The 13,649-nt window shown below is 65.0% G+C and carries 13 protein-coding genes; 7 read left to right on the plus strand and 6 right to left on the minus strand.

What is annotated here, in order from left to right; all coding sequences use genetic code 11:
• Positions 1–100 precede the first annotated feature (100 nt).
• The 5 genes from AB2B41_RS04445 to AB2B41_RS04465 form a co-directional block, all read right to left on the minus strand.
• Entirely contained in the window at positions 101–2,275 is a 2,175-nt protein-coding gene (locus AB2B41_RS04445; RefSeq protein WP_367876546.1) for an RNA degradosome polyphosphate kinase, read from the minus strand.
• 58 nt (positions 2,276–2,333) lie between these two features.
• A complete protein-coding gene (locus AB2B41_RS04450) occupies positions 2,334–3,014 on the minus strand; it encodes an HdaA/DnaA family protein (RefSeq protein ID WP_367876547.1) in 681 nt (226 codons plus the stop codon).
• Complete coding sequence (locus AB2B41_RS04455) at positions 3,015–4,088, minus strand: AI-2E family transporter (protein WP_367876548.1); 1,074 nt, start codon at positions 4,086–4,088, stop codon at positions 3,015–3,017.
• Between the two features lie 85 nt (positions 4,089–4,173).
• Positions 4,174–4,671, minus strand: a complete 498-nt coding sequence (locus AB2B41_RS04460; RefSeq protein WP_367876549.1) for an anthrone oxygenase family protein — start codon at positions 4,669–4,671, stop codon at positions 4,174–4,176.
• A 17-nt stretch (positions 4,672–4,688) separates the two neighbouring features.
• The gene (locus tag AB2B41_RS04465; RefSeq protein ID WP_367876550.1) at positions 4,689–5,318 is read right to left on the minus strand and encodes an NAD(P)-dependent oxidoreductase; all 630 of its coding nucleotides are present in this window, start codon (positions 5,316–5,318) and stop codon (positions 4,689–4,691) included.
• Positions 5,319–5,395: 77 nt separating this feature from the next.
• On the opposite strand from AB2B41_RS04465, the gene AB2B41_RS04470 reads away from it, so the two are divergent.
• The 7 genes from AB2B41_RS04470 to AB2B41_RS04500 all read left to right on the plus strand — a co-directional run bounded on the left by AB2B41_RS04470 (position 5,396) and on the right by AB2B41_RS04500 (position 13,160).
• On the plus strand, positions 5,396–5,980 hold the full coding sequence (locus AB2B41_RS04470; protein ID WP_367876551.1) for a TetR/AcrR family transcriptional regulator: 585 nt from the start codon (positions 5,396–5,398) through the stop codon (positions 5,978–5,980).
• A 59-nt stretch (positions 5,981–6,039) separates the two neighbouring features.
• Positions 6,040–7,290 (plus strand): peptidase T, encoded by a 1,251-nt coding sequence (gene pepT / locus AB2B41_RS04475; protein WP_367876552.1) that lies wholly within the window; start codon positions 6,040–6,042, stop codon positions 7,288–7,290.
• Between the two features lie 423 nt (positions 7,291–7,713).
• On the plus strand, positions 7,714–9,054 hold the full coding sequence (gene proS, locus AB2B41_RS04480) for a proline--tRNA ligase (RefSeq protein ID WP_367876553.1): 1,341 nt from the start codon (positions 7,714–7,716) through the stop codon (positions 9,052–9,054).
• Between the two features lie 60 nt (positions 9,055–9,114).
• Entirely contained in the window at positions 9,115–10,071 is a 957-nt protein-coding gene (locus AB2B41_RS04485; protein ID WP_367876554.1) for a serine hydrolase domain-containing protein, read from the plus strand.
• A 69-nt stretch (positions 10,072–10,140) separates the two neighbouring features.
• The gene (locus tag AB2B41_RS04490; RefSeq protein ID WP_367876555.1) at positions 10,141–11,424 is read left to right on the plus strand and encodes a lipoprotein-releasing ABC transporter permease subunit; all 1,284 of its coding nucleotides are present in this window, start codon (positions 10,141–10,143) and stop codon (positions 11,422–11,424) included.
• The gene (locus AB2B41_RS04495; protein ID WP_367876556.1) at positions 11,417–12,100 is read left to right on the plus strand and encodes an ABC transporter ATP-binding protein; all 684 of its coding nucleotides are present in this window, start codon (positions 11,417–11,419) and stop codon (positions 12,098–12,100) included. Before AB2B41_RS04490 ends, AB2B41_RS04495 begins: the two co-directional genes overlap by 8 nt.
• A gap of 79 nt (positions 12,101–12,179) precedes the next feature.
• Positions 12,180–13,160 (plus strand): Ldh family oxidoreductase, encoded by a 981-nt coding sequence (locus tag AB2B41_RS04500; RefSeq protein WP_367876557.1) that lies wholly within the window; start codon positions 12,180–12,182, stop codon positions 13,158–13,160.
• Here AB2B41_RS04500 and AB2B41_RS04505 read toward each other — a convergent pair.
• Positions 13,157–13,591, minus strand: a complete 435-nt coding sequence (locus tag AB2B41_RS04505) for a DMT family transporter (RefSeq protein ID WP_367876876.1) — start codon at positions 13,589–13,591, stop codon at positions 13,157–13,159. The two genes, AB2B41_RS04500 and AB2B41_RS04505, sit on opposite strands and share 4 nt — an antisense overlap.
• Between the last annotated feature and the right edge of the window lie 58 nt (positions 13,592–13,649).

The raw sequence follows: 13,649 nt of genomic DNA on the forward strand, positions 1-13,649 counted from the left end.
AGATCTCCCTTGCCTCAGGGCAAGTGAATCAGCCGATCACGCTTCGCTCAAGCAGAGTTTTTCAACAACATCTCCGCAAAACGGCCATCCAACCCGCCCCTCAATCCTCCGTATGCGTCAGCTTCGGCACATCCGACGCCCCCGCTGATCCCCGCCCCGACAGCGACGGGTTCTCCATGAAGAACCGGTGGCAGTTGAACGTGAACTGCCCCTCCTGAAACGCGGGCCGCTCGAACGACCCGTCGGGCGACATCACCCAGCTTTGCGCCACATCCGCCAGGTTCGCCGCCATGATCTGGCTTACAATCTGCGCCTTCACCGTGGCGTTTTCGATCTCCACCAGCGTCTCGACCCGGCGGTTCAGGTTCCGGCCCATCCAGTCGGCGGAGGAGATGAACACCCGCGCTTTCTTGTGCGGCAGGCCAAAGCCGTTGCCGAAACAGACGATCCGCGAGTGTTCGAGGAACCGGCCCACGATGGATTTCACACGGATGTTCTCGGACAGCCCCTTGATGCCGGGGCGCAGCCCGCAGATGCCGCGAATGACAAGGCTGATCTTCACCCCCGCCTGGCTGGCCGCGTAAAGCGCGTCGATCACCTCCGCGTCGATGAGGCTGTTCATCTTGGCCCAGATCACCGCCGGTTTGCCCTCGCGCGCATGCTCGGCCTCGGCGGCGATCATCTCCAAGAGGCGCGGCTTCAGCGTGATGGGCGAAATCGCAAGGTTATCAAGATGTTCGGGCTGGGCGTAACCCGACAGGAAGTTGAAAACCTTGGTCGCATCCCGCCCCAGCGCGGGGTCGCAGGTAAAGAGCGACAGGTCGGTATAGATGCGCGCCGTGATCGGGTGGTAGTTGCCCGTCCCGTAATGCGTATAGGTCACCAGCTGGTTCCCCTCGCGCCGCACCACGGTCGAGATTTTCGCGTGTGTTTTCAGGTCGAGAAACCCGTAGACCACATGCGCCCCCGCGCGTTCCAGTCGGCGCGACTGGCGGATGTTCGCGGCCTCGTCAAAGCGGGCTTTCAGCTCCACCAAGGCCGTGACGGATTTGCCGTCCTCTGCCGCCTCGCAAAGCGCCTCCACGATGGGGCTGTCCCGCGAGGTACGGTAAAGCGTCTGCTTGATTGCCACGACGTTCGGATCGCGCGCCGCCTGCGCGAGGAAGCGGATCACCATGTCAAAGGTCTCGTAGGGGTGATGCAGCAGCATGTCCTTCTGCCGGATCGCCGCGAACATGTCGCCGTCGTGGTCCGTCACCCGCTCAGGGATGCGGGGCGTGAAAGAGGGCCAGAGCAGGTCGGGCCGTGCGTCGGTCACCAGTTCCGACAGGTCATCGACCCCGATCATCCCGTCGATCTCGATCACGTCGCGGTCGTGCACGCCCAGCTCTCGCATGATCACCGATTTCAGCTTTTCGGGTGCCCCCGCCGAATGGGTCAGGCGGACAACCTCGCCCCGGCGGCGGCGTTTCAACGCCACCTCGAATTCGCGCACCAGATCCTCGGCCTCGTCCTCGACTTCCAGATCGCTGTCGCGGAGCACGCGGAATTCGAAATGCGACTTCAGCTTGTAGCCGGGAAAGAGGTCGGGGATATGCAGGACCAGCAAATCTTCCAACGGCAGGTAGCGCAGGGTGCCCTCGGGCGCGGGCAGGGGCGTGAACCGGTCGATCTGCGCCGGGATCGGCAAAAGCGCCTGCAAGGGCCGCTTGTCGCTGGTGCGTTCCAGTTGCAGGGCCAGCGCGTAGCCGGTGTTGGGGATGAAGGGAAAGGGATGCGCGGGGTCGATCGCCAGCGGCGAGAGAACCGCGAAAACCTGGTTGAGAAATACCTCCTTGAGGTATTTCAGATCGTCTTTCGACAGGTCCGCGATATGCTCGAGGTATATGTTCTGGGCGTCCAACTCGGCCATAAGGTCCACCAGCACCCGCTGCTGGGTCATCATCAGGTTGCGCGCGTTCTCGTTGATCAGCACCAGTTGCTCGGCGGGTGTCAGCCCGTCAGCGGCGGGCGTGGTATTGCCCGCCTGCGCCAGTTCGCGCAGGCCCGCCACGCGCACGGTGTAGAATTCGTCGAGGTTGTCGGCCGAGATCGACAGAAACCGCACCCGCTCCAGCAACGGCACGCGGGGGTTCTCGGCCTCTTCCACAACACGCCAGTTGAAGCCCAGCCAGCTGAGTTCACGGTTGAAGAAACGCCCCGGCCCCTCGCGGTCGAGGTCGGGAAGGTCGGTGGCGGGGGGGAAGTCCCCGTTCAGGAAATCGGTCTGGGTCATGGCGACCTTATGGGCTCAAAGTATCAAGGATTTGCGACAGTTGCGCGTCAGCGCAGTATCACGCGCCTTCGGGCAGATTGTCCAGCACCTGCGCGGCAAGCTGCCGCGTGATCGGCCGCTTCTGCGCGAGGCTGGCGGCATCCAGCCGTTCCACAAGTGCAATGGCCCCGGCAAAGGATCTGTCCATCCGCCCCACCAGGTAGGGGATCACCTCGGGCTTGGGGCTTAACTGACGGTCCGCGAACAGCTTGACCAGCAGCGCCGAGAGCAGCGCGTCGTCCGGCGCTTCCAGCACCGCCGCCGTGGTGCCCTGCAAACGGCTTTTGAGGTCGGGCAGGGACAACCCCCATTGCGCGACCGAAGCCTCGCCCGTGAAGAGGATGCGGTGACCCTCAGCAAGCACGAGGTTGTGCAGATGGAACAGCGCCGTCTCGGCCTGCGGGTCTCCGGCGATCTGCGGCACGTCCTCCACCGCCACATGCCCCCGCGCCAGCGCCGGCACCTCCGCCTCCGTCAGGTCCCGCGCGGCTACGATCCGCGCCCCCGACATCTCGGCCCAGACATGCGCCAGATGCGTCTTGCCAGCGCTTTCCGGCCCTGTCAGCACCAGCTTGCCGCCCGCCCAGCTTTCCCAACCGTCGATCATCGCCAAAGCCACGGCATTCGCCGGGCTCACGAAAAACGCGTCGCGCCCCAGCGCGGTGCGGCTGGGCAGGTCAAAGCCAAGCTGTTCGGCCATTCAGTCGTCGTCCGTTCCGTGCTGCCCGGTGCCGCGATAAAGCAGGCTATCCTTGTACTGGTCCACGCCAAAGCGCGCCAGCACCCCAAGGGCCGCGGCCAGCGGCACGGCGACCAGCAGGCCGACAAAGCCGAAGGACGCGCCGAACACCGACAAGGCCAGCAGCAGCCAGACCGGGTGCAACCCGACACTGTCACCCACGAGCTTCGGCGTCAGAATGTTCCCTTCGACCACCTGCCCGATCCAGAAGATACCGGCGACAAGCCCGATCGACATCCAGTCGCCCCAGAACTGGAACAATGCCAGACCCAGGGCAAGCGCGCCGCCCAAAAGCGCGCCGAGATAGGGAATGAAGGTCACCACGCCCGCGATGAAACCCACCACAAGACCGAATTGCAGCCCGACAATCATCAGGGCAATCGCGTAATAAGTACCAAGGATTAGGCAGACCGTGCCCATGCCGCGCACGAAGGACGACAAGGTCGCGTCGATATCCCGTGCCAATTGCCGAATGACCGGCGCATGATCGCGCGGCAACAGCTTGTCGATAGAGGCAACCATCCGGTCCCAGTCAACCAGCAGATAGACCGATACCACCGGCACAATCACGAAGAGCACGAGGATGTTGATGAGTGAGGCAAAGGAGGACAGCGCCGTTTCCAGCAACTGACCCCCGCGTTCCTGAATGGTGGCCCCGATGGAGTTGAGCGACGAGCGCAGGGTGGAGCCTTCGTCAAGCAGCGACGGGAAGCGTTCGGTCAGGAAATTCGTGAAGCTCCGCTGAAGCTGCGGCGCGGTCTCGATCAGACTGGCGGTCTGGTTGACCAGCGTCGGGATCACCAGAAGGGCGAGCAGGACAAAGATCAGGATCGCCATGACGGTGATGATGAGCACGGCTATGGCGCGAGAGGTGCCCATCTTTTCCAGCCTGTCGGCAACAGGATCGAGGAAATAGGCAATCGCGCCGCCCAGAAGGAAAGGCACCAGCACATCGCCGAGAAACCAGAGCACCACGAGGAAGACCGCCGTGGCGACGCCCCAGTACTTCAATTGGTCACGGATCGGCAGGGCCATGGGGGTCTCCGGTTGCGGCTCTTCTTGACATTGCGCAACCGGAGGGGGGTTTCAAGGGTGGCCTTGCGAAAACTTGGCGGATGCATCAGCCACCCGCCACCAAAGTCAGCGCCGCCACCGCATAGCTGACCGAGGCCCCAAGGGCCGCCAGCCCGCGCAGATGGTTCCAGCGCAGCCAGCCGGTGACGTAGACGGGCCAGTAGCCCTGCGCCGCCTCGCCGGCCAGCGGCATGGCGTCCAGCCGCTGGTTCATCGGCACATTGCCCGCCGCCGTGACGGCGAAAACACCCAGCAGGTACAGGACCGCAGCCGACGTCAGCCACGTGGCAACCGGCCCAGAGAGCGCCAGCAGCGCATAGCCGAGAACGAGCGCCGAGACCGGCACCATGCCAAGGAAAAGCACCATGAAGACAGAACGATAGACCTCGCGGTTAATGCGCTGCATTGCCTCTGTGCCGCTGGCGGGGGCCGAACGGTGCAGCGAACGCATCAGGAAATCCGAGAAGGTCAGGAAGACCCCGGCCAGAAGGCCCGTGGCCATGCTGAGGGCCAGAAGCGGCCAGACGGTAAGGGGGAGGGTCATGTCATCATTCCTTTCGTTCAGTTCGAGATCGCCACGGCCTGGCGGGCGTAGCGCAGGTCGTTCAACTGGCGCGCCAGGAAGGCCGCGATGTCCGCCCGGCTGATCTTGAGCGTCAGCGCGCGCTCCTCGGGGCCAAAGCCTTCCTTGAACGCCCCCGTCGCAGGCCCGTCCGCAAAGGCACCGGGGCGCACGATGGTCCAGTCAAGCCCGCTGGCCGCGACAAGCTGCTCCTGCAACTCGTGATCCTTGAAGACCGGTCGCAGCAGCGCGCCGAACATGATGCGCTTCCAAAAAAAGTTGAGGTTCGACCAGCTTTCCTGCGCGCCCAGCGTCGACTGGCAGATCAGCCGCCGCACCCCGTGCCGCTGCATCCCCCGGATCACGTTGAGCGTCCCCCGCGAGCGGATGCGGCTTGTGCGCGACATGCCCGCGCCCAGTGTCACGATCACCGCGTCATGGCCCGCGATGGCATCCGCGACGCTGTCCGCGTCCATAGCATCGCCCGCGTGCAGGGTCAGGGCAGGGTGGGTGAGGCCCAGTTTCTCGGGGCTGCGGGCAAAGGCGGTGACGGCATGGCCCTCTGCCAAAAGCTGTTCGACGGCCAGTTTTCCTACGCTGCCGGTGGCGCCAAAGACGATGGTTTTCATGGTGGTCTCCTTTTCAAATTCGCTCACTTTACACCGTGTAAATTTGACACCGTGTCAATAAGCGATAACTTGACGCCATGTCAAGCATCGAAAACCCCACCCGCAAGCGCATCCTCGAAACCACCTGGAAACTCTTGGAAAAAGGCGGCGCAAGCGCCGTGCGCATGTCCGATATCGCCAAGGCGGCGAAGATCAGCCGCCAGGCGCTTTACCTGCATTTCCCGAATCGCGCCGAGCTTCTGGTGGCGACCACGCGCTATCTGGACGAGGTTCACGACATCCAAAGCCAGCTTGTCGCCAGCCGCGCGGCCGAAACCGGCGAGGAACGCCTGCGCGAATGGGTCATCGTCTGGGGGAACTACATTCCCCGTATCTACGGCATCGCCAAGGCGCTCATGGCCATGCAGGACAGCGACGCCGAGGCCGCAGCGGCCTGGGAGGGCCGCATGCAGGCGGTGCGCGAGGGATGCGCGGCAGCGGTCGAGGCGCTCGCCCGTGACGGCGCGCTCAGCCCCGAATTGTCAGAGAAAGAGGCGACAGACCTGCTCTGGTCGCTCCTCTCCGTCCGGGTCTGGGAACACCTCTGCATCGACTGCGGCTGGGAACAGGACCGCTTCATCGCCCATATGCAGCGCACGCTCGCGCGGGTGCTGATCGCCTGAGCACGGCTTGACTCTCGCCCCAGAGCGCCCCCAGATCGCGGGCAAAAAGGAGCCCGCCCATGCGCACCGATTTCGACGCCGAACTGGAAAACCGCCTGCTGCGCTATGCCGCCATCGACAGCCAGTCCGACGCCAACTCGAAAACCCAGCCCAGCACCGCGATCCAGCTCGACATGTCGCGCCTCTTGGTGGCCGAGCTTGAGGAAATGGGGGCCAGTGACGTCAAGCTGACCGACTACGGCGTGGTGCTGGCCACGATCCCGGGCACGGTGGAAGGCCCCACCATGGGCTGGTGCGCCCATGTGGACACCGCCCCGCAGTTCAACGCGGCGGGTGTGAAACCTGTGGTCCACCGGGGTTACAACGGCGGCGATATCACCTTTGCCGATGCGCCGGACCTGAAACTCTCGCCCGAGAACTCCCCCTACCTCGCCGAAAAGGTGGGCGAGGACATCATCACCGCCAGCGGCCTCACGCTGCTGGGTGGCGACGACAAGGCAGGTGTCGCCATCGCCATGACCGCCGCGCGGCACCTCTTGCAGAACCCCGACATCCCCCACGGACCCATCCGCCTCGCTTTCACCCCCGACGAAGAGATCGGCCGCGGCGTCGATCCGCGTCTGGCAAAGGATTTCGCCTGCGACTTCGCCTATACCTTCGACGGCGGCAAGCCCGGCGAGATCGAATTCGAGACCTTCTCGGCCGATGGCGCCAAGGTCACCGTGACCGGCGTCTCGGCCCATCCCGGTTTCGCCAAGGACAAGATGGTCAACGCCCTGCACCTGGTCTCAAAGATCGTGATGATGCTGCCCCAGGTCACGATGACACCCGACACCACGGAAGGGACCGAAGGCTTCATCCATGTCTCCGAGATCGAGGGCGGCTCCTCGGAGGCGGTGATCACCCTCATCATCCGCGATTTCGAAATGGCGGGGTTGGAGGCCAAGGGCACACTCCTGCGACAGGTCTGCGAGACGGTCGCCGCCACCGAGCCCCGCGCGCGCATCGCCTGCGAGATCACCCCGCAGTACCGCAACATGCGTTACTGGCTGGAAAAGGACATGACCCCAGTGGAACTGGTGCGCGCGGCGGTCCGGGACGCGGGGCTGGAACCCGTCTCGATCCCCATCCGGGGCGGTACCGACGGCTCGCGCCTGACCGAGATGGGCGTGCCATGCCCCAATATCTTCACCGGCATGCAGGAAATCCACGGGCCGCTGGAGTGGATATCGGTGCAGGACATGGCCCGCGCGACGCAGGTTGCCGTGGCACTGGCACGCCGCGCGGCGGGGGGCTCTTCGCACGGCTGACGCCGGCTCATCGCGGGGGGAATCGGGGCTGATCATGGTGTGGGATGGGTGATGTGGCGGGGCTTCAGACTCACCATCCCGGAAAAGCTGGAGCCGCCCTCGATTGATCCCGTTCATGGCAGAGCGCTGTCGTCTTCCCAAGGAAAATAGCGGTATCCCGGCAAAGCCGGGTCCCTCCGCGATTTTCCTTGGCAAGCCGCCATCCCTCCGCCCTGACGTGCTCAAGCGAAGGCGGCTCCAGCCCGGAGAACGGCGAACACGCAGTGTTCTGCCGAGCGGGAGGCAGCGTGTTTGCCCGCAAACACGCGTTCCCGCCCCGGTGCAGAATAGAGTGCACCGTCCCTCAACCGCCGAAATCAGGCTTTTGTCCGTCCCCGCTTTCAATTACTCAGGCGCCGAGCAATTTTCCCAAGGAGCGCCGCGATGCGTCTGAGCCGTTATTTCCTGCCCGTACTGAAGGAAACGCCCGCCGAGGCGCAGATCGTGAGCCACCGGCTGATGTTGCGCGCGGGCATGATCAAGCAGGCCTCTGCAGGCATCTATTCCTGGCTGCCGCTGGGCTTCAAGGTGCTGCGCCGGATCGAGCAGATCGTGCACGAGGAACAGGCGCGGGCGGGCCATCACGCCATGCTGATGCCGACGCTGCAATCCGCCGACCTCTGGCGTGAAAGCGGGCGCTACGACGCCTACGGCGAGGAAATGCTGCGCATCAAGGACCGGGGCGGGCGCGACATGCTCTATACGCCCACGGCTGAGGAACTGATCACCGATATCTTCCGCGCCCATGTCTCGAGCTACCGCGACCTGCCGCTGACTCTCTACCAGATCCAGTGGAAATTCCGCGACGAGATCCGCCCCCGCTTCGGCGTGATGCGGGGCCGCGAGTTCCTGATGAAGGACGGCTACAACTTCGACCTCTCTAAGGAAGACGCGCTGCACGCCTACAATCGCCACCTCGTCAGCTACCTGCGCACCTACGAGCGGATGGGCCTTCAGGCGATCCCGATGCGCGCCGACAGTGGCCCCATCGGCGGCGACGACACCCACGAATTTCTGGTGCTGGCCGAAACGGGCGAGTCGGAGGTTTTCTATGACAGCGCGGTGACCGACCTCACCTTCGGCGACCGCGACATCGACTACGACGATCACGCCCAGTGCGCGGCGATCATGGAGGAGTTCACCAAGCTTTACGCGCGCACGGATGAAACCCACGACGAGGCGCTCTTCAACCAAGTGCCCGAAGACCGCCGCCGCGTGGCGCGCGGCATCGAGGTGGGGCAGATTTTCTATTTCGGCACCAAGTATTCCGATCCCCTGGGCGCCACCGTACAGGGCCCCGATGGCAAACCCGTAGCCGTGCACATGGGCTCCCACGGCATCGGGGTCAGCCGCCTGCTGGGCGCTATCATCGAGGCGAGCCACGACGACAAGGGGATCATCTGGCCCGAAGGCGTGACGCCCTTCCATGCGGGTATCGTCAACCTCAAGCAGGGCGACGCCGAGGCCGATGCCGCCTGCGAGGCGCTCTACGCATCGCTCACCGCCCTGGGGCTCGAGCCGCTTTACGACGACCGCGACGAACGCGCGGGGGGCAAGTTCGCGACCATGGACCTCATCGGTCTGCCCTGGCGGATCACCGTCGGCCCGCGCGGGCTGAAGAACGGGGTGGTCGAACTGACCTCCCGCCGCACGGGCGAGAGCGAAGAGATGCCGCCCGAACAGGCCGTCGAACGCCTCTCGCAGATCTACGCCGCCCACGCATGACGCTTTGCCGGACGGACGGCGCTTGCTAAGCTTCTCCCGTTCACCGGGAGAGGCCTCGCCATGATCCGCGTTCTTGCCTGCATCGCTTTGCTGTTGCCCGTCGCGGCCATGGCGCAATCCGTGCCCGACAGGCTCGAGACCGCCTTCCGCGTCTGGATAAACGAGGCCGGAGCGACAAGCGGCGCCATCGCCATCTGGCGCGCGGGCCAGCCCCAGCGCGAAGTCGGCATCGGGATCGAGTCGGGCGCACCGATGGAACTTGCGAGCCTCGGAAAGGTGGTGACGGCGCTCTGTGCCGCGCATCTCATCGAAACCGGGGTCTGGACGAAACAGACGAGCGCCCGCGCGGTGCTCCGGCAGGGGCCCGACGGCATCACCGTCGAGGCGCTGATCACCCATACCACCGGCCTTGCCCCCGACCAGACGCAGGCGATGATGGGCATCTGGCTGGATACCGAGGACGACCGCGCGGGCGAGGCAACCAAAACCGCGCTGTCTCGTGTCACCCAGAACGGCACGCCGGGGCAATACGCCTACAACAACGAGAATTATGCCATCCTGGGCGCGATGATCGCAGCCGAAACCGGGCGGCCCTATGCGGATTTCTGCGCGGGCGCGGTGCTGACCCCCGCAGGTCTCACCACCGCCAGCCCGTCGCCGCGCACCGGGGCCATGGCCGCCTGGGGCGGCTGGCAGATGAGCGTCGGCGATTATGCGCGCCTCATGCATTGGGCCTTCGGCCCCGGCGGCAAGATAGGCCGCGCGCCGGGTCGTTGGCCCTCGGCCGACATGGGCGGCGGGGCCTTTTACGGCATGGGCATGACCCAGCGGGAATTTCGCGGGGCCATGAACTACTGGCACTTCGGCGCGCTCTGCCTGCCGGGCAGGCTCGAGGCGGGCAGCTATGCGGTCAGCTGGATGGGCGACTGGTCGGTCGTGGTGGCCTATGACGCCTGCGTCGACTGGGACGCCATGGTGCGCCTTGACGGCGCGCTTGCAGGCGCGGTCTTCCAATAGGGCGCAATGCCCGCTTGACCCTGTTCCCCCGAAACCCCAGTTTGCGCCCAGAACGAGCAGGAGCCGCAAATGGCACAGACCGCGCCTTTCGCGCCTTTCGAATGGATGATCGCCTGGCGCTACCTGCGCGCCCGCCGCGCCGAGGGTGGCGTGAGCGTGATGACATGGATCAGCCTCATCGGCATCACGCTCGCGGTCTTCGCGCTCATCGCCACGCTCGCCGTGCGCTCGGGCTTTCGTGCGGAATTCGTGGACACGATCCTGGGGTCCAACGCCCATGTCACCGTCTACCAGTTCGGCGAGGTGGCACCGAATGGCCAGATCGACCGCCGGATCGCCGATTACGAAACGCTCGCTGCTGAGGTCGCGAAGGTCCCCGGCGTCACCCGCGTCGCTCCCCTGATCCGCCAGCAGGTCATGGCCAATCTCGGCCAGTCCAATGCGGGCGTCGAGGTCTATGGTATCGCGTCCGAAGACCTGAAAACCATCCCCCGCATCGCCGCATCTGAAAAGGCGCGGGGCGACATCGCCCGGTTCGAGGAGGGCATCGCCATCGGCATCGGCGTCGCCCAGACCCTGGGCGTGAATGTCGGTGACCGGATCAAGCTGATCTCGCCCAACGGCGTGAAAACCGCCTTCGGCACCAGTCCGCGCGTCAACGCCTACGAGGTTGTCTATATCTTTGCCGCCGGCCGCTACGACATCGACCGCACCCGCGTTTATCTGCCGATCAACGAAGCGCAATCTTTCTTCAATCGCGAGGGGGTAGCGGACGAACTTGAAGTGATGATCGAAGAGCCTGAGCGCGTCGATCAGATCGCCCTGCCGCTTCTTCAGGCCGCGGGCCCGCGCGGACAGGTCTGGACCTGGCGCGACGCCTCCGGCGCCTTCCTCTCGGCACTGGATATCGAGGATCGCGTGATGTTCGTGATCCTCTCCGTCCTCGTTCTGATCGCTGCCATGAACATCGTCTCTGGCCTGATCATGCTGGTCAAGAACAAGGGCCGAGACATCGGCATCCTGCGCACCATGGGCCTGACCGAGGGCGCGGTGCTGCGCGTGTTCTTCATTTGCGGGGCCTTCACGGGTATCATCGGCACCATCGCGGGCGTGATCCTCGGCTGCCTCTTCGCGATCTACGTGGACCAGATCTTCGGCTTCGTGAACTACCTCTCCGGCGGCAACGCATGGGACCCGTCGATCCGTGGCATCTACTATCTGCCCGCCGAGTTACATCTCGCCGACGTACTCTCCGCCGTCGCCCTCTCGCTGGGCCTGTCGTTCATCGTCACGATCTTCCCCGCCCGCCGTGCCGCACGCATGAACCCTGTCGAGGCGCTGCGCTATGAGTGAACAGGCGCTCCGGCTTGAAGGGATCACCAAGGCCTACAACCCCGGCAAGCCGAACGAGGTGCAGGTCCTGCGCGGCGTCGATCTCACCCTCGCACCGGGCGAGGTCGTGGCCCTCGTCGCCCCCTCGGGTGCGGGCAAATCCACGCTCTTGCATATCGCTGGCCTGCTCGACACGCCTGACGCGGGCACCGTCCAGATCGGCGGCGCGGACATGACCGGCCAGTCCGACCGCCGCCGCACCCTGACCCGGCGCAACGACGTGGGCTTCGTCTACCAGTTCCACCACCTGCTGCCCGAGTTCACGGCTCTGGAAAACATCGTGCTCCCGCAACTCGCCAACGGCACCGCCCGCCGCGCTGCCGAGGAGCGCGCGCGCGGGTTGCTCGACAAGGTCGGCATCGCCGTGCGCGCGGATCACCGTCCGGCGGCGCTTTCGGGGGGAGAACAGCAGCGCGTGGCCTTCTGCCGCGCGCTCGCCAATGCACCGCGCCTGCTGCTCGCCGATGAGCCCACCGGCAACCTCGACCCCGCCACCTCCGACCAGGTCTTCGCCGCCTTGATGGAGCTGGTGCGCGACACCGGTCTTGCGGCACTGATCGCCACCCATAACCTCGACCTTGCCGCCCGGATGGACCGGCAACTGCGTCTGGAGACCGGGCGGCTTTCCACAACCTGAAAGACATGTCGCTTGACGTGTCGGCACCCTCTCGCTCAAAGTGGGGGGCGGCCCTGTGCCGTGTATTGAAAGACACACGATGGCTCAGGTTTCGCTCAAGGATATAGAAGATACCGTTCAGGCCGCTCTGCTGGCCCATGGGGCCGATGCCTTTCCCGCCGCTGAGGTCGCACGCGCCGTCGCTGCAGCCGAGGCCGTGGGCAACAAGATTTGCGGTCTCTACTACGTCGAAAGCTACTGCCAGCAGCTGAAGTCAGGCCGGGTCAAGGGCAAGGTGACCCCGACCGTCAGCACCCCGCGCGGCGCTGTGGTCCACGTGGATGCGCATTTCGGCTTTGCCCAGCCCGCCTTTGCCTATGGACTGCCTGTCGCCCTCGACGCCGCGCGCCAACAGGGGATTGCAACACTTGCCGTCGGTCACGCGCATACCTGCACCTCGCTGGGCTATTTCACCGAACAGATCGCGCACGCAGGCTTTATCGGCATCGGTTTCACCAACGCCTCGCCCATCGTCGCCGCGCCGGGCGGCAAGACCCGGGTGATCGGCACCAATCCCATCGCCTTTTCCGTCCCGGACGGGCAGGGCGGCATCGCCATGCAGTTCGATCAGTCGACGACCACCGTCGCACTGGGCAAGATCACCATGGCCAAGGCCGCCGGAGAGCGCATTCCCGAAGGCTGGGCCGTGGACGCCGAAGGCAAGCCAACCACCGACCCCGAGGCGGCCCTGCAAGGCTCGCTCGTCTCCATGGGAGGCTACAAGGGCTGGGGCTTCGGCCTCATGGCCGAGCTTCTGGCGGCAGGCATGACCGGAGGTGTGCTGTCCAAAGACGTCAAGCCCCTCAAAGCGCCCGAAGGTCCGCCCCATGACCTCGGCCAGTATTACATCCTGATCGACCCCTCCGCCTCTCCCGATTTCCGCAGCCGGCTGACCGATCTGGCAGAGCTCGCCAGCACCGACCCAGACGCACGCATGCCGGGGCAGGGCAAGAAACGCAGCGACCCCGTCGAGGTGGCCGATGCGGTCTGGGCGCAGATGCAGGCGCTCGCAGCGGCCTAGACCTGCTGGGTCAGCCAGACACCCGCCGCCATCAGGGCGATCCCGCTCGCTCGCGCCAGCCCCAGCGGCGAGACCTGCGCGCCGAACAGCCCGAAATGGTCAATCGCGGCGGTCGAGATAAGCTGGCCCAGCAACACGAAGAACACCGCGTTGCCCACGCCAAAGCTGGGCGCGATGAAAGTGACCGATAGGACATAAAAGGCCACGAAGAGCCCGCCCATGAACAGGTGCTTCGGTGCCGTGGCAAAGCGCGATAGCGCATGCGGTCCCGTGACCGTCGCCACCGCCATGCAGGCGAGGAACGCCACCACGAAAAGCACCGTCGCCGCGGCCGCGGGCGAACCCACGTGCCTACCCAGTGCCGCGTTCATTGCCGCCAGAATGGGAATACCGATGCCCGCGACCAGCATGATCAACGCGTAATGAGCCATGTCTTGCCTTTCCGGGCCATCTTTGATCTGGATCATGGCAAGTGTTTGAGAACGGTGC

The sequence above is a fragment of the Sulfitobacter sediminis genome, from assembly GCF_040811725.1.
In the GTDB taxonomy this organism is placed as follows: Bacteria; Pseudomonadota; Alphaproteobacteria; order Rhodobacterales; family Rhodobacteraceae; genus Sulfitobacter; species Sulfitobacter sediminis.

Excerpts from the sequence above, each read along its gene's own strand:
- AB2B41_RS04445 (WP_367876546.1), bottom strand. The coding sequence starts at position 2,275 with ATGACCCAGACCGATTTCCTGAACGGGGACTTCCCCCCCGCCACCGAC.
- AB2B41_RS04450 (WP_367876547.1), bottom strand. The coding sequence starts at position 3,014 with ATGGCCGAACAGCTTGGCTTTGACCTGCCCAGCCGCACCGCGCTGGGG.
- AB2B41_RS04455 (WP_367876548.1), bottom strand. The coding sequence starts at position 4,088 with ATGGCCCTGCCGATCCGTGACCAATTGAAGTACTGGGGCGTCGCCACG.
- AB2B41_RS04460 (WP_367876549.1), bottom strand. The coding sequence starts at position 4,671 with ATGACCCTCCCCCTTACCGTCTGGCCGCTTCTGGCCCTCAGCATGGCC.
- AB2B41_RS04465 (WP_367876550.1), bottom strand. The coding sequence starts at position 5,318 with ATGAAAACCATCGTCTTTGGCGCCACCGGCAGCGTAGGAAAACTGGCC.
- AB2B41_RS04470 (WP_367876551.1), top strand. The coding sequence starts at position 5,396 with ATGTCAAGCATCGAAAACCCCACCCGCAAGCGCATCCTCGAAACCACC.
- pepT (WP_367876552.1), top strand. The coding sequence starts at position 6,040 with ATGCGCACCGATTTCGACGCCGAACTGGAAAACCGCCTGCTGCGCTAT.
- proS (WP_367876553.1), top strand. The coding sequence starts at position 7,714 with ATGCGTCTGAGCCGTTATTTCCTGCCCGTACTGAAGGAAACGCCCGCC.
- AB2B41_RS04485 (WP_367876554.1), top strand. The coding sequence starts at position 9,115 with ATGATCCGCGTTCTTGCCTGCATCGCTTTGCTGTTGCCCGTCGCGGCC.
- AB2B41_RS04490 (WP_367876555.1), top strand. The coding sequence starts at position 10,141 with ATGGCACAGACCGCGCCTTTCGCGCCTTTCGAATGGATGATCGCCTGG.
- AB2B41_RS04495 (WP_367876556.1), top strand. The coding sequence starts at position 11,417 with ATGAGTGAACAGGCGCTCCGGCTTGAAGGGATCACCAAGGCCTACAAC.
- AB2B41_RS04500 (WP_367876557.1), top strand. The coding sequence starts at position 12,180 with ATGGCTCAGGTTTCGCTCAAGGATATAGAAGATACCGTTCAGGCCGCT.
- AB2B41_RS04505 (WP_367876876.1), bottom strand. The coding sequence starts at position 13,591 with ATGGCTCATTACGCGTTGATCATGCTGGTCGCGGGCATCGGTATTCCC.